Here is a 22506-nt window from a genome sequence, read left to right as displayed (position 1 = left end):
ACGGGTGTCAGGAGTTGCTCGGGAAGCCGAGGTTGATGCCGCCGTCGGACGGGTCGGGCCAGCGGGTGGTGATGACCTTGCCCTGGGTGTAGAAGGCGATGCCGTCGTTGCCGTAGATGTGCAGGTCGCCGAAGAGGGAGTCCTTCCAGCCGCCGAAGGAGTGGTAGCCGACGGGGACCGGGATCGGCACGTTGACGCCGACCATGCCCGCCTTGACCTCCAGCTGGAAGCGGCGGGCCGCGCCGCCGTCCCGGGTGAAGATCGCGGTGCCGTTGCCCCAGCGGGAGGAGTTGATCAGCTGGATGGCCTCCTCGTACGTCTCCGCACGGACGACCGCCAGCACCGGGCCGAAGATCTCGTCCCGGTAGGCGTCCGCCGTCAGCGGCACCCGGTCCAGCAGGGAGACGCCGAGGAAGAAGCCGTTCTCGTGGCCGTCGACCGAGAAGCCCGTGCCGTCGACCACGACCTCGGCACCCTGCTCGGCGGCCGACGCCACGTACGACGCCACCTTGTCGCGGTGCTCGCGCGTGATCAGCGGGCCCATCTCCGAGGTCGGGTCGTTGCCGGGGCCGATCTTCAGGGCCTTCGCCCGCTCGGCGATCTTGCCGACCAGCTCGTCGCCGATGTCACCGACGGCCACGACCACCGACACGGCCATGCAGCGCTCGCCCGCCGAGCCGTACGCGGCGTTGATCGCCTGGTCCGCGGCGAGTTCCAGGTCGGCGTCGGGCAGCACCAGCATGTGGTTCTTGGCGCCGCCCAGGGCCTGCACCCGCTTGCCGTGCTCGACAGCCTTGAGCTGGATGTACTTGGCGATCGGCGTCGAGCCGACGAAGGACACCGCCTCGATGTCCGGGTGCTCCAGGAGGCGGTCCACAGCCGTCTTGTCGCCCTGCACGATGTTCAGGACGCCCTCCGGCAGCCCCGCCTCGGTGGCCAGTTCGGCGAGCCTGAGGGACGCCGACGGGTCCTTCTCCGACGGCTTCAGTACGAACGTGTTGCCGCAGGCGATCGCCAGCGGGAACATCCACATCGGCACCATCGCCGGGAAGTTGAACGGCGTGATGCCCGCGACCACGCCCAGCGGCTGGCGGATCGAGGCCACGTCGACCCGGGTCGAGACCTGGGTGGACAGCTCGCCCTTGAGCTGGACGGAGATCCCGCAGGCCAGCTCCACGATCTCCATGCCGCGGGCGACCTCGCCGAGCGCGTCCGAGTGCACCTTGCCGTGCTCGGCGGTGATCAGCTCGGCGATCTCGTCGCGGTGGGCGTCGAGCAGCTCGCGGTACTTGAACAGGATCGCCGTGCGCTTGGCCAGGGAGGACTCGCCCCAGCTCTCGAAGGCGGCCCGGGCGGAGGCGACCGCGGCGTCGACCTCGTCGACGGACGCGAACGCGACCTGCTTCTCCTGGGCGCCGGTCGCCGGGTTGTAGACGGGGCCGAACCGGCCGGAGGTGCCCTCGACGGGCTTGCCGTCGATCCAGTGGGTGATGGTCTTCATGGTGCGCAAGGGCCTTTCGTGGAGCCTGGGTTCAGGGGGAGTTCAGAGGTGGCGGCGGCGGTCCGCGACCTGGCGGTCGTAGCGCTCACGGGCCTCGACGGCCGCCGCGCGGGAGGCCGTCTCGGCCACCGGCACGTCCCACCAGGCCTCGGCCGGGGGAGCGGTGGGCGCCGGGTCCGTCTCGACGTACACGCAGGTCGCCCGGTCGGAGGCGCGGGCCGCGGCGAGCGCCTCGCGCAGCTCGCGCACGGTCTTGGCGCGCAGTACGTCCATACCGAGGCTGGCGGCGTTGGCCGCGAGGTCGACGGGGAGCGGGGCGCCGGTGAAGGTGCCGTCGGCGGCCCGGAAGCGGTACGCGGTGCCGAACCGCTCGCCGCCGGTCTCCTCCGACAGACCGCCGATGGAGGCATAGCCGTGGTTCTGGATCAGGACGATGTTGACCGGCAGGCCCTCCTGGACGGCGGTGACGATCTCCGTCGGCATCATCAGGTAGGTGCCGTCGCCGACCAGCGCCCAGACCGGGGTGCCCGGGGCGGCCTGCTGGACGCCGATGCCGGCCGGGATCTCGTAGCCCATGCAGGAGTAGCCGTACTCCAGGTGGTACTGGCGCGGACTGCGGGAGCGCCACAGCTTGTGCAGGTCGCCGGGGAGCGAACCGGCCGCGTTGATCACCACGTCGTCGTCGCCGACGGCCGCGTCCAGGGCGCCGAGCACCTGCGTCTGGGTCGGGACCGCGTTCTCGTCGGCGGCGCGGTAGGCGGCCTCGACGACCTCGTCCCAACGCTCCTTGCCCGCGCGGTACTCGGCCTCGTAGGCCTCCGGCACCCGGTGCCCGGCCAGCCCCTCGGCCAGCCTCTCCAGGCCGGACCGCGCGTCGCACACCAGCGTCCGCGCGGCCAGCTTGTGCGCGTCGAAGCCGGTGATGTTGAGGTTGAGGAACCGCACGTCCGGGTTCTGGAACAGGGTGCCCGAGGCGGTGGTGAAGTCGGTGTAGCGGGTGCCGACACCGATCACGAGGTCGGCGGTGCGGGCGAGCGCGTCGCTGACGGCGGTGCCGGTGTGGCCGATGCCGCCCAGGTCGGCGGGGTGGTCGTGGCGGAGCGAGCCCTTGCCGGCCTGGGTGGAGGCGACGGGGATGCCGGTGGCCTCCACGAACGCCTTCAGGGCCGCCTCGGCCTCGCTGTGGTGGACGCCGCCGCCCGCCACGATCAGCGGCCGCCCGGCCGACCGGATCGCCTCGACCGCGGCGCCCAGCTCGACCGGGTCCGGCGCGGGGCGCCGTACGTACCAGACGCGCTCGGCGAAGAACTCCTCCGGCCAGTCGTACGCCTCGGCCTGCACGTCCTGGGGCAGGGCGAGGGTGACGGCGCCGGTCTCGGCCGGGTCGGCGAGCACCCGCATCGCCTGGAGCGCCGAGGGGATCAGCGCCTCGGGGCGGGTGATCCGGTCGAAGTACCTCGACACCGGGCGCAGCGTGTCGTTGACGGACACGTCGGCCTCGACGGGGTGCTCCAGCTGCTGCAGCAGCGGGTCGGGGGCGTGCGAGGCGAAGTAGTCGCCGGGCAGGAGCAGCACCGGCAGCCGGTTGATCGTCGCCAGGGCGGCGCCGGTGACCAGGTTGGTGGCGCCCGGGCCGATCGAGGTCGTCACCGCCTGCGCGGACAGGCGGTTCAGCTGCCGGGCGTAGCCGACCGCCGCGTGCACCATGGACTGCTCGTTGCGGCCCTGGTGGTAGGGCATCACATCGGCGTACTCGACCAGCGCCTGGCCGACCCCGGCAACGTTGCCATGGCCGAAGATGCCCCAGGTCCCGGCGATCAGCCGGCGGCGCACGCCGTCCCGCTCGGTGTACTGGGCGGAAAGGAACCGCACCAGCGCCTGGGCGGTCGTCAGTCGGCGGGTGGGGGCGCTCATACGGAGGTCTCCGGGGCGGTGTAGAGGGGGAGCCGGGGGTCGACCGGCTGGTCCGGCCAGGTGTCGCGGACCCAGGCGTGGTCGGGGTGGTCGCAGATCAGCCAGGCGCGCTCGGCCTCCGGACCCGCCATGACGTTGAGGTAGTACATGTGGTGGCCGGGAGTGGCCATGGAGGGTCCGTGCCAGCCGTCCGGGATGAGGACCACGTCGCCGTCGCGCACCTCCGCCAGCACGTCGGTGTCCCGGCCGGGTCCGGACGGGGAGACGCGCTGGTAGCCGAGGCCGGGGATGCCGTCGTGACCGGCGAACTCGAAGTAGTAGATCTCCTCCAGCACGGACTCCTCGCCGGGCCGGTGCTCGTCGTGCTTGTGCGGCGGGAACGACGACCAGTTGCCGCCCGGGGTGATCACCTCGACCGCGATGAGCTTGTCGCACTCGAAGACCCCGGCCGCGCCGAAGTTGTTCACCTGCCGGGAGCAGTTCCCGGTGCCCCGCAGCTCCACGGGCACCTCGGACGCCGGGCCGTAGCGGGCGGGCAGCCGGCGGGTGCAGCGCGCGCCGGTCAGCGCGAAGCGGCCACCGTCGGCGGACGTCACGGTCGCGCGGGCGTCGCGCGGCACGTACGCGAAGTCACTGACGCCGCTGAACACATCGGCGCGGCCCCGGAGTTCGAAGGTCTCCTGGCCGAAGTCGTCCGCCGCGGCGACCGTGCAGCCGCCGCTCAGCGGGACGACGATCCACTCGCTGTCGCCGGTTTCGAAGGAGTGCGCGCCGCCCGGCGGCAGCTCCAGGACGCGCAGGCTGGAGTGGCCCCAGCCGGCCTTCTCGGGAGTGATGTCGACGGTGTAGGGGCCGCCGAGGGCCTTACCCGCGGGGAGGTGATGCGTCATCGTGCGCCTTTCGGATCACAGCGGAGCGACTCACGGACCGGTTCACAACAGGCCGACGGCGGTGTCCACCGCCTCTTGAACGCTGCCCCCGGCCGGGTAGAGCAGCGACCGTCCGACCACCATGCCCTGGACGGTGGGCAGCCGCAGGGCCTTGCGCCAGCGTTCGTAGGCGCCCTCCTGGTCGTCGCCGACCTCGCCGCCGAGCAGGACGACGGGCAGGGTGGAGGTCTGAAGGACCTCGGCCATGTCGTCCGGGTCGTCGGTGACGGGCAGCTTCAGCCAGGTGTAGGCGGAGGTGCCGCCCAGGCCCGAGGCGATGGCCATCGACCTGGTGACGGCTTCGGCGGACAGGTCGTTGCGCACCCTGCCGTCGACCCGCCGGGAGATGAACGGCTCGACGAACAGGGGCAGTTGCCGCTCGGCCATGGCGTCGATCGCCCGCGCGGTGGACTCCAGAGTGGTCAGCGAGCCCGGGTCGTCGTAGTCGATGCGGACCAGGAGCTTGCCCGCGTCGAAGCGGAGCCGGGCGATGTCCTCGGCGCGGTGGCCGGTGAAGCGGTCGTCCATCTCGAAGGCGGCGCCGGCCAGGCCCCCGCGGTTCATCGAGCCCATGACGATCTTGTTCTCCAGCACCCCGAGCAGGAGCAGGTCCTCCAGGATGTCGGCGGTGGCGAGCACCCCGTCGACGCCGGGCCGCGACAGCGCGGTGCACAGCCGCTCCAGCAGGTCGGCGCGGTTGGCCATGGCCAGGCGCCGGTCGCCGACCCCGAGGGCGCCGCGCGCCGGGTGGTCGGCGGCCACGATCATCAGGCGACCGCTGTCGCCGAGCAGTGGGCGCCGCGTCCGCCGGGCCGCCGCCTCGGCGACGGCCTCGGGATTGCGGGCCCGGACCGTGGTGAGGTCGGGGATGCCGATGTTCAAGGAAGGCTCCGTTTCAGTGGCTCGTGCTCGGCGACGGCACCCCGGCGAGGACATCCGCGACCTCGGACTCGGTGGGCATCGCGGAGGAGCAGGCGAGGCGGGAGGCGACGATGGCGCCGGCGGCGTTGGCGTGGCGCATGGTCCGCTCCAGGTCCCAGCCGGCCAGCAGACCGTGGCAGAGCGAGCCGCCGAAGGCGTCGCCCGCGCCGAGGCCGTTGACCACCTCGACGGGCACCGGCGGCACCTCGGCCCGGGTGCCGTCACGGTGTACGGCGAGCACGCCCTTGGGGCCCTGCTTGACGACGGCCAGCTCCACGCCCGCCTCCAGCAGCGCGTCCGCGCAGGCCTGCGGCTCGCGCACGCCGGTGGCGATCTCGCACTCGTCCAGGTTGCCGACGGCGACCGTGGCGTGCCGCAGGGCCTCGCGGTAGTACGGGCGGGCCTCCTCGGGGTCGCGCCAGAACATCGGGCGCCAGTCGAGGTCGAAGACGGTGATGCCCGCCTTGTCGCGGGCCTTGAGGGCGGCGAGCGTGGCGGAGCGGCTCGGCTCCTCGCTCAGGCCGGTGCCGGTGATCCAGAAGATCCGGGCGTCGCGGACGGCGAAGAAGTCCAGCTCGTCGGTGTGGATCTCCAGATCCGGCGCCTTGGGGCGGCGGTAGAAGTACAGCGGGAAGTCGTCCGGCGGGAAGATCTCGCAGAACGTGACCGGCGTCGGGTACGCCCCGACCGGGGTGACCCAGCGGTCGTCGACGCCGAAGCCCTTCAGCGCCTCGTGCAGATACGTGCCGAACGGGTCGTCGCCGGTGCGCGTGATCACCGCCGTACGGCGTCCGAGGCGTGCGGCGGCGACCGCCACATTGGCCGCGGAACCTCCCAGGAACTTCCCGAACGTCTCCACTTTCTCCAGGGGGACGCCGGTCTGCAGGGGATAGAGGTCGACCCCGATGCGGCCCATCGTGATCACATCGAAATACTGGGCTGGCTCGGCCATGCGCGACCTCCTCGGGAAGCTGGGGATGCGGGTCCTGGGGCGCCCTGACACGGTGGGGCGTGGATCCACGGGACCTGCCGCCCCCCAGGTGTAGGTCCCGGAGGGCGGCGCTGTCAATACTTTGTACTTACATTCGGACCTGCTCGTGAAATGATGTCTTAACAAAGTATTGACAGCGGGCGCGGCAGGGACTTGTATCCCGTGGCATCACGCCAGTCCGTTTGCGGCATCATGATCCGGACTCCGTAAGGCTCCGGGACCACGGATCCCTTCGTGATCCCTTCCTTTCCCCCGCAGTAGCACAGTGAGGTGCCAGGAAAGATGGACCGCTCTTCCCACTCCCGCTCTCGCAGGTTCGCGCCCGTCGTCGCCGTGGCCGCGGCAGCGGCCCTGACCCTCGCCGGCTGCTCCAGCAGTTCCGGAGGCAAGAAGTCCGAGGAAGGCGCCGCGAACGCCTCGGCCGGCAAGGCGACCACGCCGCGCATGACCGTCGCCCTCGTCACCCACCAGGCGCCCGGCGACACCTTCTGGGACACCGTCCGCAAGGGCGCCGAGGCGGCCGCGGCCAAGGACAACATCAAGCTCATCTACTCCGCCGACCCGAACGCCGGCAACCAGGCCAACCTCGTCCAGAACGCGATCGACCAGAAGGTCGACGGCATCGCCGTCACCCTCGCCAAGCCGGACGCCCTCAAGGGCGTCATAGGCAAGGCCGAGAAGTCCGGCATACCCGTGGTCGGACTCAACTCCGGCCTGAGCGACTGGAAAAACCTCAACCTGCTGGAGTTCTTCGGTCAGGACGAGTCCGTCGCGGGCGAGGCCTTCGGCAAGAAGCTCAACGAGGTCGGCGCCAAGAAGGTCCTCTGCGTCATGCAGGAGCAGGGCAACGTCGGTCTCACCCAGCGCTGCGACGGCGTCGCGAAGACCTTCGAGGGCAAGGTCGACCCGCAGAACGTCAACGGCACCGACATGCCGTCCGTGAAGTCGACGATCACGGCCAAGCTGAAGCAGGACCCGTCCATCGACTACGTCGTCACGCTCGGCGCCCCCTTCGCGCTGACCGCGGTGCAGTCGGTCTCGGACGCCGGCAGCAAGGCGAAGGTCGCCACCTTCGACCTCAACAAGGACCTCATCAAGGCCATCAAGGGCGGCGACATCCAGTTCGCCGTCGACCAGCAGCCCTACCTGCAGGGCTACCTGGCCGTCGACGGCCTGTGGCTCTACAAGAACAACGGCAACTACAGCGGTGGCGGTGAGCAGCCCGTGCTGACCGGCCCGGCCTTCGTCGACAAGTCCAACGTCGACAAGATCGGGGAGTTCGCCGCGAAGGGCACCCGGTGATGAGCATGACCCAGCAGGCTGAGCCGGCGGTGGACACACCGCCGGCCCCCGGCCCGAAGCAGACGGACGGCCGGACCCGGCGGCGCCCGCCGGCGCTGCGGCTGCTCGCCCGTCCCGAGGTCGGTGTGTTCCTCGGCGCCGTGGCCGTGCTCGTGTTCTTCCTGTTCGCGGCACCGCCGGTGCGCGACGGCAGTTCGATGGCCAACATCCTGTACCAGTCGTCGACCATCGGGATCATGGCGCTGCCCGTGGCCCTGCTGATGATCGGCGGCGAGTTCGACCTGTCGGCCGGTGTCGCCGTGGTCACCTCGGCACTGACCGCGTCGATGCTCAGCTACCAGCTGACGCTGAACGTCTGGGTCGGCGTGATCGTCGCCCTGCTCGTGTCCCTCGCGATCGGCGCCTTCAACGGCTGGCTGCTGGTCAAGACGGGCCTGCCGAGCTTCCTGGTCACCCTCGGCACGTTCCTGATCCTCCAGGGCGTGAACCTCGCGGTCACCAAGCTGGTCACGGGCAACGTCGCCACCGACGACATCAGCGACATGGACGGCTTCGCCCAGGCGCAGAAGCTGTTCGCCTCGACGTTCGAGGTCGGCGGGGTCAACGTCAAGATCACCGTGGTGTGGTGGCTGGTCTTCGCGGCCCTGGCCACCTGGGTGCTGCTGCGCACCAAGTACGGCAACTGGATCTTCGCCGTCGGCGGCAACAAGCACTCCGCCCGGGCCGTCGGCGTCCCCGTGACCTTCACCAAGATCTCACTGTTCATGCTGGTCGGCTTCGGCGCCTGGTTCGTCGGCATGCACCAGCTGTTCTCCTTCAACACCGTGCAGTCCGGCGAGGGTGTGGGCCAGGAGCTCATCTACATCGCCGCGGCCGTCATCGGCGGCTGTCTGCTCACCGGTGGCTACGGCTCCGCGATCGGCCCGGTCTTCGGCGCCTTCATGTTCGGCATGGTGCAGCAGGGCATCGTCTACGCCGGCTGGAACCCCGACTGGTTCAAGGCATTCCTCGGCGTGATGCTCCTCGGCGCCGTCCTCATCAATCTGTGGGTCCAGCGCACGGCGACCCGGAGGTGACCGCGATGACCAGCGAAGAAACGGGCACCCACGGTGCCGTCCTCAAGGACACCCCGCCCTCCGGCGAGCGCCCTCTCGTCGAACTCCGTGGCGCGGGCAAGTCGTACGGCAACATCCGGGCCCTGCACGGCGTGAGCCTGGAGGTCCACCCGGGCAACGTGACCTGCGTCCTCGGCGACAACGGCGCCGGCAAGTCCACCCTCATCAAGATCATCTCGGGGCTGCACCAGCACACCGAGGGCGAGTTCCTCGTCGACGGCGAACCGGTGCGCTTCTCCACCCCGCGTGAGGCCCTCGACAAGGGCATCGCCACGGTCTACCAGGACCTGGCCGTCGTCCCGCTGATGCCGGTGTGGCGCAACTTCTTCCTCGGCTCCGAGATGACCAAGGGCCCCTGGCCCGTCCGCCGTCTCGACATCGACAAGATGAAGAAGACCGCGGACGAGGAACTGCGCGCCATGGGCATCGTCCTGGACGACATGGAGCAGCCCATCGGCACGCTCTCCGGCGGCCAGCGCCAGTGCGTCGCCATCGCCCGCGCCGTCTACTTCGGCGCCCGCGTCCTCATCCTGGACGAGCCGACAGCCGCCCTCGGCGTCAAGCAGTCCGGTGTGGTGCTGAAGTACATCGCCGCCGCCCGCGAGAAGGGCCTCGGCGTCATCTTCATCACCCACAACCCGCACCACGCCTACATGGTGGGCGACCACTTCAGTGTGCTGCGCCTCGGGACCATGGAACTGTCCGCCTCCCGTAGCGACGTCTCCCTCGAGGAACTGACCAACCACATGGCCGGCGGCGCCGAACTGGCGTCCCTCAAGCATGAGTTGTCGCAGGTCCGCGGCGTCGACGTCGAAGAGCTCCCCGAAGAGGGAGACCTCACCGCACCCGTAGCCACCTCTTCGGAAGGAAAGTCCTGACATGGCCCTCGCGCTCGACCGCATCCGGGTCGGTTCCGCCCCAGACTCCTGGGGAGTCTGGTTTCCCGACGACCCCCAGCAGGTGCCCTGGGAACGCTTCCTCGACGAGGTCGCCGAGGCCGGCTACTCCTGGATCGAACTCGGTCCGTACGGCTACCTGCCCACCGACCCGGCCCGGCTCACCGACGAGGTGACCAAGCGGAACCTCAAGGTCTCCGCCGGAACCATCTTCTGCGGCCTGCACCGCGGCCCTTCCGAGTGGGACTCCACCTGGGAGCAGGTCAGCCGGGTCGCCGCCCTCACCCAGGCCATGGACGCCAAGCATCTGGTCGTCATCCCGTCGTTCTGGCGCGACGACAAGACCGCCGAGATCCTGGAAGCGCCGGAACTCACCGTCGAGCAGTGGCGCCACCTCACCACGGGCATGGAGCGCCTCGGCCGCGAGGTCAAGGACACCTACGGCCTGGACATCGTCGTCCACCCGCACGCGGACACCCACATCGACACCGAGGAGCACGTCGAGCGATTCCTCGACTCGACCGACTCCGACCACGTCAACCTGTGCCTGGACACCGGGCACTACGCCTACTGCGGCGGTGACAGCGTCAAGCTGATCGAGACGTACGGCGAGCGCATCGGCTACCTGCACCTCAAGCAGGTCGACCCGGAGATCCTGGCCGACGTGGTGAAGAACGAGGTGCCGTTCGGCCCCGCGGTGGCGCGCGGTGTGATGTGCGAACCGCCCGCGGGCGTCCCCGAGTTGGGACCGGTCCTCACGGCCGCCCAGAAGCTGGGCGTGGACCTGTTCGCCATCGTCGAGCAGGACATGTACCCCTGCGAGCCGGACAAGCCGCTGCCGATCGCGGTGCGCACCCGCAAGTTCCTGCGGTCCTGCGGCGCCTGACGACCCGAAAGGACGGCCATGACGGAGCGTGCCCCGCTGGGAATCGCAGTCATCGGTACCGGAAGGATGGGCGCCGACCACGTGCGCCGCATCCGCGACGTCACCAGCGGAGCACGGGTGACCGCCGTCGTGGACGTCGACGCGGAGCGTGCGAAGGCCGTCGCCGCCCGTGTCGACGGCTGCACCGCCCACACCGACCCGGCGGCCGCGATGACGTCGGCCGACGTGGACGCCGTCCTGATCGCCTCCCCGGGCCCGGCCCACGAGGCCACCCTCCTCGCCGCCTTCGAGCACGATCTGCCCGTCCTGTGCGAGAAGCCGCTCACCCCCGACGCGGCATCCGCCCTGCGCGTCCTCGAAGCCGAACTGCGCCTCGGCCACCGCCGGGTCCAGGTCGGTTTCATGCGCCGCTACGACCCCGAGTACGCGAAACTGAAAGCCCTGCTGGCGACCGGTCAGCTCGGCCGCCCCCTCATGCTGCACAACCGGCACCGCAACGCGGCCAGCCCACCCTTCTTCACCAGCTCCATGCTCATCAGCGACTCCGTCGCCCACGAGGCCGACGCGACCCGCTGGCTGCTGGGCCACGAGATCACCGCCGTCACGGTGCTGCGCCCCACCCCCTCGGCCAACGCCCCGGACGCCCTGCAGGACCCCCAGTTCGTCGTCTTCGAGACCGACGGCGGCGCCCTCAGCGACGTCGAGATCTTCGTCAACTGCGGCTTCGGCTACCAGGTCCAGGCCGAGATCGTCTGCGAACGCGGCACCGCCCGCATCGGCGACGGCCACGCCCTGGTCACCAACATGGCCGGCCGCTGGGGCGGCACCATCGCCCAGGATTTCACCGAACGCTTCGAGACGGCCTACGACCAGGAGATCCAGGCCTGGGTCGACGCCACCCGGCGGGGCGAGGTGACCGGCCCGAGCGTGTGGGACGGCTATGCCGCGGCGGCGGTGTGCGAGGCCGGGGTACGGGCGCTGGAAGACGGCGGCCGGGTCGAGATCGAACTCACGGAGAAACCCGCGTTGTACACCTGAGAAGGGCCCGGGGTCACGCCCCGGGCCCTTCTTCGTGTTGGGTCAGATACTGGTCCGCGGCCGGGGCTCGAACCCGGCCTTCCGGTAGCAGGCGTCGATGAGCTCCATCGTCGTCACCGCGTCGTCCGCGTCCAGCGGAAGCGGCGTGCCCTCCCGCACCCGGGCCGCGAACGCCTCCAGCTGGTACGTGTACGACGAGCGCGTGCCGAGGTGCTCCGTGCGCTCGCCCTCGGGTGTGCGGATCACGACCCGGTCGTCCATCTGGGGCAGGACGAAGTTCGGGGCCGTCGCCTCGCCCCGGGAGCCGACGATCCGGATGCTCATGTCCAGACCGTCGTACGCCATGTGACAGCGGGCCGAGCCGGTGGCGCCGCCGGGGAACTCCAGCTCCGCGTCCAGCCACTCGTCGACCCCGGGCGCGCCCGCGCGCTCCCCGGCCCGGGCCGCGGCCAGGCGCGGGACGCCGCCCGCCCACGGGGCGAGCATCCGCAGCGCGTGCAGGCTGTAGCAGCCGAGGTCCATCAGGGCGCCGCCGGCCAGCGGCAGAGACCAGCGCGGGTCGGTGTCCGGCGGTGCGGCGATGGCGACCATGGCCTCGACGCGCCGCAGCTCGCCGAGCTCCCCCGAGGCCAGCAACTCGTGGAGGCGCCGGGTGACGGGGTGGAAGAGGTAGTGGAAGGCCTCCATGAAGACCGTCCCGGCTCTCCCGGCGGCCTGCCGCACCTCCCTCGCCTCCTCGGCGTTGCTCGCCGACGGCTTCTCCGACAGCACATGCTTGCCGGCCGCGAGGGCCGCCAGGTTCCACGGCCCGTGCAGGCCGTTGGCGAGCGGGTTGTAGACGACGTCGATCCCGGGGTCGGCGATCAGCTCGGCGTACGAGGTGGCGACCCGCTCCACGCCGTGCCCGGCGGCGAACGCCTCGGCTCGGGCGCGGTCGCGGGCGGCCACCGCGACGAGGCGGTGGCCGCTCGCCCGGGCCGGGTCGATCAGGGAGCGTTCGGTGATCCGCGCGGCCCCCAGCACACCTATGCGCAGGGGTTCCCGGCCCTTCTCGCTCATGCCCGGCGTACCTCCTCGATGGTCACCGGACGGTGCTCGTGCAGCGACAGCGTGCACGCGTCCGCGATCCAGCCCGCCTCCAGGGCGTCCTCGATCGTGCAGGGCGACGGGCGCGTGCCGGCCACGACCTCGGTGAACGCGGTCAGTTCGGCGCGGTAGGCCTCGGTGAAGCGGTCCATGAAGAAGTCGTGCGGGGTGCCCGCCGGGAAGGTCACCCCGGGCTCGACCGAGCGCAGCGGCAGCTTGTCCTCCAGGCCGACCGCGATGGAGTCCTGGAAGCCGTGGATCTCCATGCGGACGTCGTAACCCCGGGCGTTGTGACGGGAGTTGGACACGACCGCGATGGTGCCGTCGTCGAGGGTGAGGATCGCGCCGGTGGTGTCGGCGTCACCGGCCTCCTCGATGTACTCGGCGCCCCGGTTGCCGCCGACGGCGTACACCTCCCGCACCTCGCGGCCCGTCACCCAGCGGATGATGTCGAAGTCGTGCACCGAGCAGTCGCGGAAGATGCCACCGGACGCGGCGATGTAGGCGGCCGGCGGGGGCGCCGGGTCCAGCGTCGTCGAGCGGACCGTGTGCAGCTTGCCCAGCTCACCGCTCTGCACGGCCGCGCGGGCGTTGACGAACCCGGCGTCGAAACGGCGGTTGTAGCCGATCTGGATCGGCACGTCCCGGCCGGCCACGGCCTTGAGCACCTCGACCCCCTCGGCCATGGTCCTGGCGACGGGCTTCTCGCAGAAGACGGGGACACCCGCCTCGACCCCGGCCAGGATCAGCGCCGGGTGGGCGTCCGTCGCGGCGGCGACGACGATGCCGTCCACACCGGCGGCCAGCAGCGCCTCCGGCGAGTCCACGACATCGGCCCCGAACCGCTCGGCGGCGGCCTTGGCTGCGTCCGCGAACGGGTCGGTCACGACGAGGGAGTCGACGGCGTCGAGTCCGGAGAGGGTCTCGGCGTGGAAGGCGCCGATACGGCCGAGGCCGAGGATTCCGATACGCATGGGTGTTGCTCCTAGATATCCTTGGGAGTGGTGCTACGCCCCTTCTCCTGGGGGCGGGGGGAACTGCGCGATGAGCCACTACGGCGCCGCACACGACCGACGACGATCCGCGGCAAATCCCTAGTCGAGTCCCCCCAACACGTTCTGATCCCAGTCGATGACCGACCCGGTGACCACCCCGGACCGCTCCGACAGCAGGAACACGACGAAGTCGGCGATCTCGTCCGGCTGCCCCAACTTGCCCATCGGCAGCCTCGCGGCGGCCTCCTCGCGCCAGTCGTCCCCCGCCCCGTGGAAGGCCTTCTGCGTGGCGTCCTCCCCTTCCGTCGCCGTCCAGCCGATGTTCAGGCCGTTGATCCGGACCCGGTCCCAGCGGTGGGCGTGTGCGGCGTTGCGGGTCAGTCCGATCAGCCCGGCCTTGGCGGCGACGTACGGTGCGAGGAACGGCTGCCCGCCGTGCGCCGACGACGTGATGATGTTGACGATCGTGCCGGGTGCCTCACGCCCCACCATGTCCGCCACCGCCGCCTGCATCGCGAAGAACGGGCCCTTGAGGTTGATCCCGATGTGCTGGTCGAACAGCTCGGGCGTGGTGTCCAGCAACGTCCCCCGGGATGTCAGACCGGCGGAGTTGACGAGACAGTCGACCCGGCCGTACGTCTGAACGACCCGGGCCACGGATGCCTTCGCCTGCTCGGCGTCCGACAGGTCGGCCCGGACGTACAGGGCCTTGCCGCCCGCGGCGGTCAGTTCCGCCACCAGGGCCTCGCCCGGTTCGGGGCGCCGGCCGGTGACGGCCACGACCGCCCCCTCGCGGACCGCGGCCCGGGCGATGGCCGCCCCGACCCCCTGGCTTCCGCCGTTGACCAGGACGACCTTGTCGTCGAGAAGTCCCATCGAGTTCCTCAGCTCTCTCGCCGTTCGGCACCGGCCCGCAGCTCCGCCCGGAGCGCCTCCGGCGTCCATGTCTCGCGCAGCGCCCGCCGCACCAGGTCCGCCTGCGAGGGCGGGGCCAGGCCGTCGACCGGCGGGTCGCTGTCGAGGTTGGTGGGGAAGGGGTAGCCCTCGGCGCTCGCCGCGATCACCTGGTCCAGCCACGCCTGGTCGGCGCCCTCGGCCTTGCGCGCGAGAAGCACCGGGTACACCGCGTTGGCCACCGCCTCCCGGTCCACCGTCTCCATCGCACGCCCGAACGCGGACGACACCTGCAGCAGGTTGGCCATGCGCCGGATGTCGGCCGAGAGGTTGGTGCCGGCCGCGTGGAAGAGGGCCGGGTTGAAGAACACGGCGTCGCCCTTGGCGAGCGGCAGCTGCACCTGGTGCGCCTCGAAGTACGCCCGGAACTCCGGAAGCCGCCAGGCGAGATAGCCCGGCTCGTACTTCTGCGAATGCGGCAGGTACATCGTCGGCCCCGACTCCACCGGCATGTCGCAGTGCGCGACCGCGCCCTGCAGCGTCAGCGCGGGGGCGAGTCGGTGCACGTGCGCCGGATAGGCGGCGGCGACGTCGTTCGACAGGAAGCCCAGGTGGTAGTCGCGGTGCGCCGTCTGCGCCGTACCGCCCGGGTTGACCACGTTGAGCTGGGAGGTGACCTGGTAGCCGGGGCCCAGCCAGGCGCCGGCCACCAGGGCCAGGGTGTCGTTCGCGTAGTAGTCGGCGAACGCCTCCGGGTCGTACAGGGCCGCCTTCTCCAGCGCGTTCCACACCCGGTCGTTGGCGCCCGGCGCGGCGAAGTGGTCACCGGCCACCGCGCCCGACGCGCGCTGCTCGGCGATCAGCGCCTCGAAGACGTCGGTGGCCCGGTCCACGATCCGCGGGTCGGGAAAGGCGCCGCGGAAGACCACGATGCCGGGCCCGTCGGCGAGCGCCCGCACCAGCTCGGCCTGGACCACCCGGTCACCTTCCAGCAGCCCGCAGTCGTAGACGGGCACGTTGCTCTCCATTGCGGAGGCGTGCGGATAGTCGGCGGGGTCGGTGGCCTGCTCGACCAGCGCGCGGAACGCGTCGAGATCGCACTCCTGCTCGGACAGCCAGGCACGGTGGTGGAGGGAAGTGAAGGACATCGTCGTCCCTTCGGGGTCACGGAGCGACGCAGCCCTGTCATTCTTGTCAGTACAAACCCCTCGAACAACCAGCAGTGAGCCATCAAAAACCCCTCAAGGAGCCGACGCATGGGGCATCCGTTCCCGATCAGGGAGATCGCCCGTCAGGCAGGCCTGAGCGAGGCGACCGTCGACCGGGTGCTGAACGGCAGGGGCGGGGTGCGCGAGAGCACCGCACGGGAGGTCCGCCAGGCCATCGCCGATCTCGACCGGCAGCGCACCCAGGTGCGGCTCGTCGGACGGACGTTCATGGTCGACATCGTGATGCAGGCGCCCGAGCGCTTCACCACGGCGATCCGCGCCGCCCTGGAGGCCGAGCTGCCGTCCCTGCGTCCGGCGGTGCTGCGCTCCCGCTTCCACTTCCGCGAGACCGGTCCGGCCGCGGAGCTGGTGCGGACCCTGGACCGGATCGCCCGGCGCGGCTCGCAGGGAGTGATCCTCAAGGCCCCGGACGTCCCCGAGGTCACCGCCGCGGTCGGCCGGCTCGAAGCCGTCGGCGTCCCGGTCGTGACCCTGGTGACCGACCTGCCCGCAAGCGCCCGCCTCGCCTACGTCGGCATAGACGACCGGGCTGCGGGAGCTACGGCCGCGTACCTGATGGGCCAGTGGCTGGGGGAGCGCCCGGGCAACATCCTCACCAGCCTCAGCAGCGGCTTCTTCCGCAACGAGGAAGAGCGCGAGATGGGCTTCCGCAGCGCGATGCGCGCCCGGCACCCCGAGCGCACACTGGTCGAGATCGCCGAGGGCCAGGGCCTGGACACCACCCAGTACGACCTCGTCCGGGCCGCACTGGAGCGCGACCCGGACATCCGCGCGGTGTACTCGATCGGCGGCGGCAACATCGCCACGCTGCGGGCCTTCGACGACCTCGGCCGCGACTGCGCGGTGTTCGTCGCGCACGATCTCGACCACGACAACACGCGCCTGCTGCGCGAGCACCGCCTGTCCGCCGTGCTCCACCACGACCTCCGCCAGGACGTACGCGAGGCGTGCCACACCGTCATGCGCGCCCACGACGCGCTGCCCCCGGCGGGGCCGACCCTGCCGTCGGCGATCCAGGTGGTGACGCCGTACAACATGCCACCGCAGGCGGCCGTGTGATCCGGACGGCGCGGCCGGGCGTGGATCCGGAAGCGGGGCCCGCGCCGCGCCTACCGTCGGGCCCATGTGGACATCACGCCCGGACGGCGGGCCGGACCGGTTGCTGACGCTCGCCGACGGCGTGTTCGCCATCGCCATCACCCTGCTCGTCCTGGATCTCTCCGTGCCCCGGGAGCTGGAGCCCGACGAGTACCGGGAGGCCCTGCGCCAGGTACTGCCCGACCTCGGGGCCTACGCGATCAGCGTCGCGGTGCTCGGCAGCTACTGGCGCGACCACCGCAGGATCTTCCGCGGGGTGCGGGAGGTCGACGGACAGGTGATCAGCCTGTCCGTCGTCGGCTTCGGCGTCGCGGCCCTCGTGCCCTTCCCCACCCGGCTGCTCGCCGAGTACGGCGACCAGTCCGTGTCGGTCGCCGTCTACGCCGGGGCCGTCGCCGCGCTGGGCGCCTGCCACCTGGCGGTGGCCGCCGTCCTTGCCAGGCGCCCCTGGCTGCGCCACAGCACGCCCACCGAGGCGGCGGCCCCGCTCAACCTGCTCGACAGCGCCACGATCGTGGTGGTCTTCCTCGTCACCGTGCCGCTCGTCTTCGTGACAGGCCCCGCCGTCATGTGGCTGTGGCTCGTCCTCGTCCCGGTGAAGGTCTACCTGGGCCGACGGGGCCAGACCCGGGGGTGACGGGACCGCTTCAGGCCCGCCCGGCGACCTCCGCCCACGCACCGCTGCGCGCCGATTTCGCCATGGCGTCCAGCGCGGCCGCACTGTGCACGGCATCCGTGAGCGTCGCCCCGAACGGGATGCCCTCGGCGACCGACCGCAGGAAGCGGTACGCCTCGATGACCTTCAGGTCGTCGTACCCCATCGCGTTCGCAGCGCCCGGCTGGAACGCGGCGAACTCCCCGTGGCCCGGGCCGACGTGGACCGTGGTCACGGACTGGTCCTGGTACGTCGTGCCGCGGCTGACGCCCAGCTCGTTCATGCGGCGGAAGTCCCAGAACACCGCCCCCTTGGTGCCGTGCACCTCGAAGCCGTAGTTGTTCTGCTCGCCGACCGACACCCGGCAGGCCTCCAGGACACCGCGCGCCCCGGAGGCGAAGCGCAGCAGGCAGCTGACGTAGTCCTCGTTCTCGACCGGGCCGACTTCACCGCCCGAGGCGCGGCTGTGGCCGGCCGTGGCGCCGGACGGGCGGGCCCGCTCCGGGAGGAAGATCGCCGTGTCGGCCGTCAGTGACGTGATGTCGCCGAGCAGATGACGGGCCAGGTCCACGCCGTGCGAGGCCAGGTCGCCCAGCACCCCGCTGCCGCCCCGCTCCCGCTCGTAGCGCCACGTCAGCGCGCCCTCGGGGTGTGCCGCGTAGTCGCTGAACAGCCGGATGCGCACGTGCGTGACCGCGCCGATCTCCCCAGCGGCGATCAGCTCGCGGGCCGTTTCGACGGCGGGCGCGTTGCGGTAGTTGAAGCCCACCGTGCCCTGCACACCGGCCTCGGCGACCGCGTCCGCCACCGCGCCGGCGTCCTCGGCGGTCAGACCCACCGGCTTCTCGATCCAGATGTGCTTGCCCGCCTCGGCCATGGCGATGCCGATCTCACGGTGCAGGAAGTTCGGCGCGGTGATGCTGACCGCCTTCACCCGCGGGTCGGCGGCCACCTCGCGCCAGTCGCGGGTCGTGGAGGCGAACCCGAACTGCGCGGCGGCCTCCTCCGCCCGGCCCGGCACCTCCTCCGCCACCGTGACCAGCTGCGGGACGAGGGGCAACTGCGGATAGTGGTGCCGCACGCGCGCGTACGCCTGGGTGTGAACCCGGCCCATCCAGCCGAATCCGACGACGGCGACGCCGAGCGTGTCCACCATGAGAGCCCCTCTTTGGACCGTTCCATAACCTGTCCAGGCCACCCTGGGCGGGGTTCGCCGACGTTGTCAACCCTTTGACAAGCCGTGGCGCCTCATGGAACGGTCCATCTCATGAGACCGCCGACGATCCGGGACGTGGCCGAGCGGGCCGGTGTCTCCAAGTCGCTGGTCTCCCTCGTGCTGCGCGGCTCCGACCAGGTACGCCCCGAGAAGCGGGACGCCGTGCTCCGGGCCGCCCGGGAGCTCGGCTACCGGCCCAACGCCGCCGCCCGCAGCCTCAGCGAACAGCGCACCCGCACCGTCGGCGTCCTCCTCAACGACCTGCGCAACCCCTGGTTCGTCGACCTCCTTGACGGCCTGAACTCCCTGCTGCACGCCAACGGCCTGCACATGCTGCTGGCCGACGCCCGTCTCAACCGCCGCACCGGCCAGGACCCCGCCGATCCGCTGCTGGACCTGCGCGTCGACGGCCTGGTCGTGGTCGGCACGCTGCCCGACCCGGCGGCCCTCGGTGCGGTGGCCGAGCGGATCCCGGTCGTACTGGCCGGCTCCCGCGAACCGGCCCCGCCGGGCGTGGACGTGGTGGCGGGCGACGACGAGCGGGGCGCCCGGCTGGTCGCCGAGCACCTGATCGGCCTCGGGCACCGCCGCATCGCGCACATCGCGGGCTACGGCGCGGTGGGCGAGCTGCGGCGGGGCAGCTTCGAGGCGACCATGCGCCGGCACGGCCTCGCGGAGCGGGCGGTGGTCGAACCGAGCGACATGACCGAGGAGGGCGGCTACCGCACGACCGTCCGGCTGCTCAGCGGCCCCGAACGGCCCACGGCCGTCTTCGCCGTCAACGACATGGCCGCCATCGGCGTGCTCTCGGCGGCCGAGGAGCTGGGGCTGCGGGTCCCGCGCGACCTGTCCGTCGTCGGCTACGACAACACGAGCATCGCCCGGCTGCGGCACGTGTGGCTCACGACGGTCGACAACACGAGCCACGAGGTCGGCCGCCGCGCGGCCCGCTGTCTCCTGGAGCGCTTCGAGGGCCGCGGCGGAGCGGGCCGGGTCCAACTGGCCACGCCGACCCTGGAGATCCGGGGTTCGACGGCGCCGGCGCCCTGACCACTCACTTCGCTCAGAGGTTGATCGCGTAGGCCTTGCGCAGCGTCTCGTGCACCGTCCATGTCGTACGGTCGCCCTCGCGCAGGACGGCCAGATCGCCGGGTCCGACCGTGAGGGTCGGCCCGCCCTCCACCTCGATCGTCGCCGAGCCGCTGATCACGACGAACAGTTCGTCGGCCTCGGTGTCGGTGACCACGCCGGGCGTGATCTGCCAGACACCCCGGACCTGACGGCCGTCCTCCGACTCCCACACGACCTTGCCGGAGACCTCGGGCGTTCCGGAGACGATCTGCTCCGGCGCGAGGGGCTCGGGTTCGAGCTCGGCGTCGGGGATGTGCAGTACGAAGCTGTGCGTCATGCGGCGACCCTAGCCCTGATCGGCGGGGGAACGGCCTCGACAGAGTGTGGGGTCCCGGCCGGGTCGGGCGGACACTTCGTCGCTCGGGTTCGCGCAGGGGCGTGCCGCTGACACCGGGCGCTACCGCACCGGCCCCGTCCCCGTTGTCCGTCTCAACCCCTATGCCCTGGTCGGGAGTTCCCGCCGACTCGCGTATTGTTTGCGGCATATGCCCTGCGGCTGCGATGGCCGGGGCGTGCGAGCGTGCGGGCGAAGGGGGAGCAGGACGTGGACGAGACGCGGGGACAATCCGCCCGGCGAGCCGAACTGACCGGAGGTGTGGTCACGGCCCTCCTGGCCTTCGCGGCCTTCGCGGGCTTCGCCACCACGGCGGGACTCCCCTGGTGGGCCGTTCTCGCCGTGGCCGTCTCGACGGTGGGGCTCTCGGGGTGGACCCGGCGACCGGACCGGCCGGCGGCGCGGGGCGGAGAACGAATCGGTGAGCGAGACGGTGAGCGAGCCGGGGGACGAGCCGGGGAGCGGGTCGGGGAACGGGTCCCCATGCGGTAGGGTTGACCTGCGTGATCACGCGGATCCACCCGCGCGAGACGCATCGGGACGTGGCGCAGCTTGGTAGCGCACTTGACTGGGGGTCAAGGGGTCGCAGGTTCAAATCCTGTCGTCCCGACTCGTATGAGTCGCAAGGCAGGGCTGTTTTCGGAGGTACCCGAAAACAGCCCTTGCGTATGTCCGTGTTCAGGGGTGGAGAGCGCTGCTGCTCCGACCGCCGTGACATAGGCCACCCGCGTACATCCGCATCGTGTGTGTTTGCGTTCGCGTCGGCTGGAAAGTGGCTCTGTAATCACCGGACGCGGCAGTCCGGTGGATGGTGACCGAAAGCCGGAAAGAGGAGGTTCGATGTCCTCGAAGCGACGTCGCAAGAAGAAGGCCCGCCGCAAGAACGGCGCGAACCACGGCAGCCGTCCGCAGTCCTGAAAGGTCCTGCGGGTGCGTCGACGCAAACGGGTGGGTGGCGGATGCCACCCACCCGTTTGCGTTCGCAGGCGCCTCAAGAGGACGGGTCCCGAGCAGGTCAGATCAGCTGCGCCTCCGGCACCCCGTTCCTGCGGACCCACGCCGCGCGGTGCTCGGCGGCCAGAGCCATGCCGCGGCGGCGGGCCTCGGCCGGGACCGGGAGCCGGCACAGGGCGTCGAGCGCGCCCAGCATCGTCCGCGCGAAGTGCTGCCCGAGGGCGGTGAGGCGGCCGGAGGCCAGCAGGACCTCCGTGGCCTCCCGGGCGCCCGTCCGCCAGCGGGCGAACTGGGCCTCCGCCAGGGTGACTTCCGCGGTGTCCTGCTCCACGTCCCGGCGCCGGTTCCAGAACTCCGCCACGCCCAGGTGTGCGTACGCTCCGTGGAAGAGGCCGAGCAGGGGGCGCGGATCGGGGCGCCAGGGCGCGTAGTAGAGCTCCTGGCCGTCCGGCTCGAAGAGGTCGAACAGGTGCAAGACCGCGGCGAACTTGCCGTGCTGCATCTCATGGGCCATGGACAGCGCCAGACCCCGCGCGGAGCGCGGCCGGGACAGCGCCATGGCGCCGAACGCCTCAGCGCTGCTGCCGCTGAAGCTGCCCGGGCGGTCGACCGGGACCAACGTGCGCGGACCGGCGACGAGTTCGGCGTACGTCCGCGGGTGGTGGTCCCGCAGCAGACGGCCGGCCTCCCGCGCCGTGGCCTCCCACCAGCGCAGGTCGCCCGGGGTCAGCCCCAGCGGCCGTTCCGGGACACCGGGGAAGCGCAGCGGATCGGCGTCGTCCAGGAGCAGCGGCGCGCCGGTGTCCGGCACCACGAGCCGGTGCGCCGCCCGCCACCGGCCGGACGGCCCGGACGGGACCTGCGGAACCTCGACCGGACCGGACGGGGAACCGAGCCCCGCCACTCCGATCCGGGCCGCGCCCCCGGCGTCCACCACCACCTCGGCGAGGTCACCGGGCCGGGCGCCCGGGAAGCGTGCCCCGCCGAGCGAGGGCAGGAACACCTGGTCCGTCGTCATCGGCCACCGCACCCGTCCCGGCACACCCGCGCGAACCGCGGCGGCCGCGGCCAGGGCACTGAACCAGTGGACCGGGGGCGCGCACGCCACGCCGCTCCCGCCCTCGGCGAACCGGTCCAGCCGGGCCAGCAGGCCTGTCAGCGCGGTGCCCGCCGAGGGATGGGACAGGGCCGCGGCCACGGCCTCGGGATCGGTCCGCTGGGCGGCCGTGAGCAGTTCCCATGCCCGCGCGGCCGCGTCGGCCATTTCCCCGCCGGCCTCACCGGCGGCCCGCGTCACCGCCAGTGCGCAGGCCAGTCGGCGGCTGTACTCGGCGCGGGCCAGCAGACGCAGGGCGTCGGCCCCGCCGCCGCCCGTCGCGAGCGCGGTGAAGAGCCTGCCGGGCACACGGAGCGGCACGGGC

Annotated in this window: 22 protein-coding genes and 1 tRNA gene; 11 read left to right on the top strand and 12 right to left on the bottom strand. The window is 71.6% G+C overall.

What is annotated here, in order from left to right; all coding sequences use genetic code 11:
- Positions 1 to 7: 7 nt before the first annotated feature.
- Genes ACFY5B_RS09240 through iolC form a run of 5 tightly spaced genes read right to left on the bottom strand, consistent with a single transcriptional unit; the run spans position 8 to position 6217 of the window.
- Positions 8 to 1501, bottom strand: a complete 1494-nt coding sequence (locus ACFY5B_RS09240) for a CoA-acylating methylmalonate-semialdehyde dehydrogenase (protein WP_389967704.1) — start codon at positions 1499 to 1501, stop codon at positions 8 to 10.
- Between the two features lie 42 nt (positions 1502 to 1543).
- Complete coding sequence (iolD, locus tag ACFY5B_RS09235; RefSeq protein WP_389966825.1) at positions 1544 to 3415, bottom strand: 3D-(3,5/4)-trihydroxycyclohexane-1,2-dione acylhydrolase (decyclizing); 1872 nt, start codon at positions 3413 to 3415, stop codon at positions 1544 to 1546.
- Positions 3412 to 4305, bottom strand: coding sequence for a 5-deoxy-glucuronate isomerase (gene iolB / locus ACFY5B_RS09230; protein ID WP_389966823.1), 894 nt, complete (start codon positions 4303 to 4305; stop codon positions 3412 to 3414). The genes iolD and iolB overlap by 4 nt, the downstream gene beginning before the upstream one ends.
- Before the next feature lie 42 nt (positions 4306 to 4347).
- The gene (locus ACFY5B_RS09225; RefSeq protein WP_389966821.1) at positions 4348 to 5226 is read right to left on the bottom strand and encodes a deoxyribose-phosphate aldolase; all 879 of its coding nucleotides are present in this window, start codon (positions 5224 to 5226) and stop codon (positions 4348 to 4350) included.
- Between the two features lie 13 nt (positions 5227 to 5239).
- Positions 5240 to 6217: a 5-dehydro-2-deoxygluconokinase gene (gene iolC, locus ACFY5B_RS09220; RefSeq protein WP_389966818.1), complete on the bottom strand. Its 978-nt coding sequence runs from the start codon at positions 6215 to 6217 to the stop codon at positions 5240 to 5242.
- 321 nt (positions 6218 to 6538) lie between these two features.
- Between iolC and ACFY5B_RS09215 the strand changes: the two genes are divergently transcribed.
- From ACFY5B_RS09215 to ACFY5B_RS09195, 5 genes are read left to right on the top strand one after another with little or no spacing between them, the layout of a single operon-like run.
- Positions 6539 to 7558 (top strand): sugar ABC transporter substrate-binding protein, encoded by a 1020-nt coding sequence (locus tag ACFY5B_RS09215; protein WP_389966814.1) that lies wholly within the window; start codon positions 6539 to 6541, stop codon positions 7556 to 7558.
- Positions 7558 to 8634, top strand: a complete 1077-nt coding sequence (locus ACFY5B_RS09210; protein ID WP_389966811.1) for an ABC transporter permease — start codon at positions 7558 to 7560, stop codon at positions 8632 to 8634. The genes ACFY5B_RS09215 and ACFY5B_RS09210 overlap by 1 nt, the downstream gene beginning before the upstream one ends.
- Before the next feature lie 5 nt (positions 8635 to 8639).
- Positions 8640 to 9551: an ATP-binding cassette domain-containing protein gene (locus ACFY5B_RS09205; RefSeq protein WP_389966808.1), complete on the top strand. Its 912-nt coding sequence runs from the start codon at positions 8640 to 8642 to the stop codon at positions 9549 to 9551.
- A 1-nt stretch (position 9552) separates the two neighbouring features.
- Positions 9553 to 10455 carry a sugar phosphate isomerase/epimerase family protein gene (locus ACFY5B_RS09200; RefSeq protein ID WP_389966806.1) on the top strand — a complete coding sequence of 301 codons (903 nt, stop codon included), beginning with the start codon at positions 9553 to 9555 and terminating at the stop codon, positions 10453 to 10455.
- 18 nt (positions 10456 to 10473) lie between these two features.
- The gene (locus ACFY5B_RS09195) at positions 10474 to 11493 is read left to right on the top strand and encodes a Gfo/Idh/MocA family protein (RefSeq protein ID WP_389966803.1); all 1020 of its coding nucleotides are present in this window, start codon (positions 10474 to 10476) and stop codon (positions 11491 to 11493) included.
- A gap of 42 nt (positions 11494 to 11535) precedes the next feature.
- Here the strand turns inward: ACFY5B_RS09195 and ACFY5B_RS09190 are convergent, their stop codons facing one another.
- From ACFY5B_RS09190 to ACFY5B_RS09175, 4 genes are all read right to left on the bottom strand, one after another.
- Positions 11536 to 12552, bottom strand: coding sequence for a Gfo/Idh/MocA family protein (locus ACFY5B_RS09190; RefSeq protein ID WP_389966800.1), 1017 nt, complete (start codon positions 12550 to 12552; stop codon positions 11536 to 11538).
- On the bottom strand, positions 12549 to 13553 hold the full coding sequence (locus tag ACFY5B_RS09185) for a Gfo/Idh/MocA family oxidoreductase (protein WP_389966797.1): 1005 nt from the start codon (positions 13551 to 13553) through the stop codon (positions 12549 to 12551). The genes ACFY5B_RS09190 and ACFY5B_RS09185 overlap by 4 nt, the downstream gene beginning before the upstream one ends.
- Before the next feature lie 120 nt (positions 13554 to 13673).
- Positions 13674 to 14450 (bottom strand): SDR family oxidoreductase, encoded by a 777-nt coding sequence (locus ACFY5B_RS09180; RefSeq protein WP_389966794.1) that lies wholly within the window; start codon positions 14448 to 14450, stop codon positions 13674 to 13676.
- Between the two features lie 8 nt (positions 14451 to 14458).
- On the bottom strand, positions 14459 to 15616 hold the full coding sequence (locus tag ACFY5B_RS09175) for a phytanoyl-CoA dioxygenase family protein (RefSeq protein WP_389966791.1): 1158 nt from the start codon (positions 15614 to 15616) through the stop codon (positions 14459 to 14461).
- 108 nt (positions 15617 to 15724) lie between these two features.
- Here ACFY5B_RS09175 and ACFY5B_RS09170 point away from each other — a divergent pair, with 108 nt between their 5' ends.
- Positions 15725 to 16756: a LacI family DNA-binding transcriptional regulator gene (locus ACFY5B_RS09170; RefSeq protein ID WP_389966788.1), complete on the top strand. Its 1032-nt coding sequence runs from the start codon at positions 15725 to 15727 to the stop codon at positions 16754 to 16756.
- 64 nt (positions 16757 to 16820) lie between these two features.
- The gene (locus tag ACFY5B_RS09165; protein WP_389966785.1) at positions 16821 to 17432 is read left to right on the top strand and encodes a TMEM175 family protein; all 612 of its coding nucleotides are present in this window, start codon (positions 16821 to 16823) and stop codon (positions 17430 to 17432) included.
- Between the two features lie 10 nt (positions 17433 to 17442).
- Here the strand turns inward: ACFY5B_RS09165 and ACFY5B_RS09160 are convergent, their stop codons facing one another.
- A complete protein-coding gene (locus tag ACFY5B_RS09160; protein WP_389966782.1) occupies positions 17443 to 18606 on the bottom strand; it encodes a Gfo/Idh/MocA family protein in 1164 nt (387 codons plus the stop codon).
- Between the two features lie 111 nt (positions 18607 to 18717).
- Here ACFY5B_RS09160 and ACFY5B_RS09155 point away from each other — a divergent pair, with 111 nt between their 5' ends.
- Positions 18718 to 19716 carry a LacI family DNA-binding transcriptional regulator gene (locus tag ACFY5B_RS09155; RefSeq protein WP_389966779.1) on the top strand — a complete coding sequence of 333 codons (999 nt, stop codon included), beginning with the start codon at positions 18718 to 18720 and terminating at the stop codon, positions 19714 to 19716.
- Between the two features lie 13 nt (positions 19717 to 19729).
- On the opposite strand, the gene ACFY5B_RS09150 is transcribed toward ACFY5B_RS09155, so the two are convergent.
- A complete protein-coding gene (locus ACFY5B_RS09150) occupies positions 19730 to 20074 on the bottom strand; it encodes a cupin domain-containing protein (protein ID WP_389966776.1) in 345 nt (114 codons plus the stop codon).
- Between the two features lie 267 nt (positions 20075 to 20341).
- On the opposite strand from ACFY5B_RS09150, the gene ACFY5B_RS09145 reads away from it, so the two are divergent.
- The 3 genes from ACFY5B_RS09145 to ACFY5B_RS09135 all read left to right on the top strand — a co-directional run bounded on the left by ACFY5B_RS09145 (position 20342) and on the right by ACFY5B_RS09135 (position 21049).
- A complete protein-coding gene (locus ACFY5B_RS09145; protein WP_389966773.1) occupies positions 20342 to 20623 on the top strand; it encodes a hypothetical protein in 282 nt (93 codons plus the stop codon).
- A gap of 44 nt (positions 20624 to 20667) precedes the next feature.
- Positions 20668 to 20741 (top strand) — tRNA-Pro (locus ACFY5B_RS09140).
- Positions 20742 to 20971: 230 nt separating this feature from the next.
- On the top strand, positions 20972 to 21049 hold the full coding sequence (locus ACFY5B_RS09135) for a 50S ribosomal protein bL37 (protein WP_370443954.1): 78 nt from the start codon (positions 20972 to 20974) through the stop codon (positions 21047 to 21049).
- Positions 21050 to 21146: 97 nt separating this feature from the next.
- Here ACFY5B_RS09135 and ACFY5B_RS09130 read toward each other — a convergent pair whose 3' ends face one another.
- A complete protein-coding gene (locus ACFY5B_RS09130; protein WP_389966771.1) occupies positions 21147 to 22502 on the bottom strand; it encodes an HEXXH motif domain-containing protein in 1356 nt (451 codons plus the stop codon).
- Between the last annotated feature and the right edge of the window lie 4 nt (positions 22503 to 22506).

The sequence above is a fragment of the Streptomyces sp. NPDC013187 genome (assembly GCF_042899705.1).
Taxonomy (GTDB): domain Bacteria; phylum Actinomycetota; class Actinomycetes; order Streptomycetales; family Streptomycetaceae; genus Streptomyces; species Streptomyces hawaiiensis_A.
The sequence above is the reverse complement of the archived record's forward strand: the minus strand, read 5'-3'. Positions and strand labels throughout refer to the sequence as shown.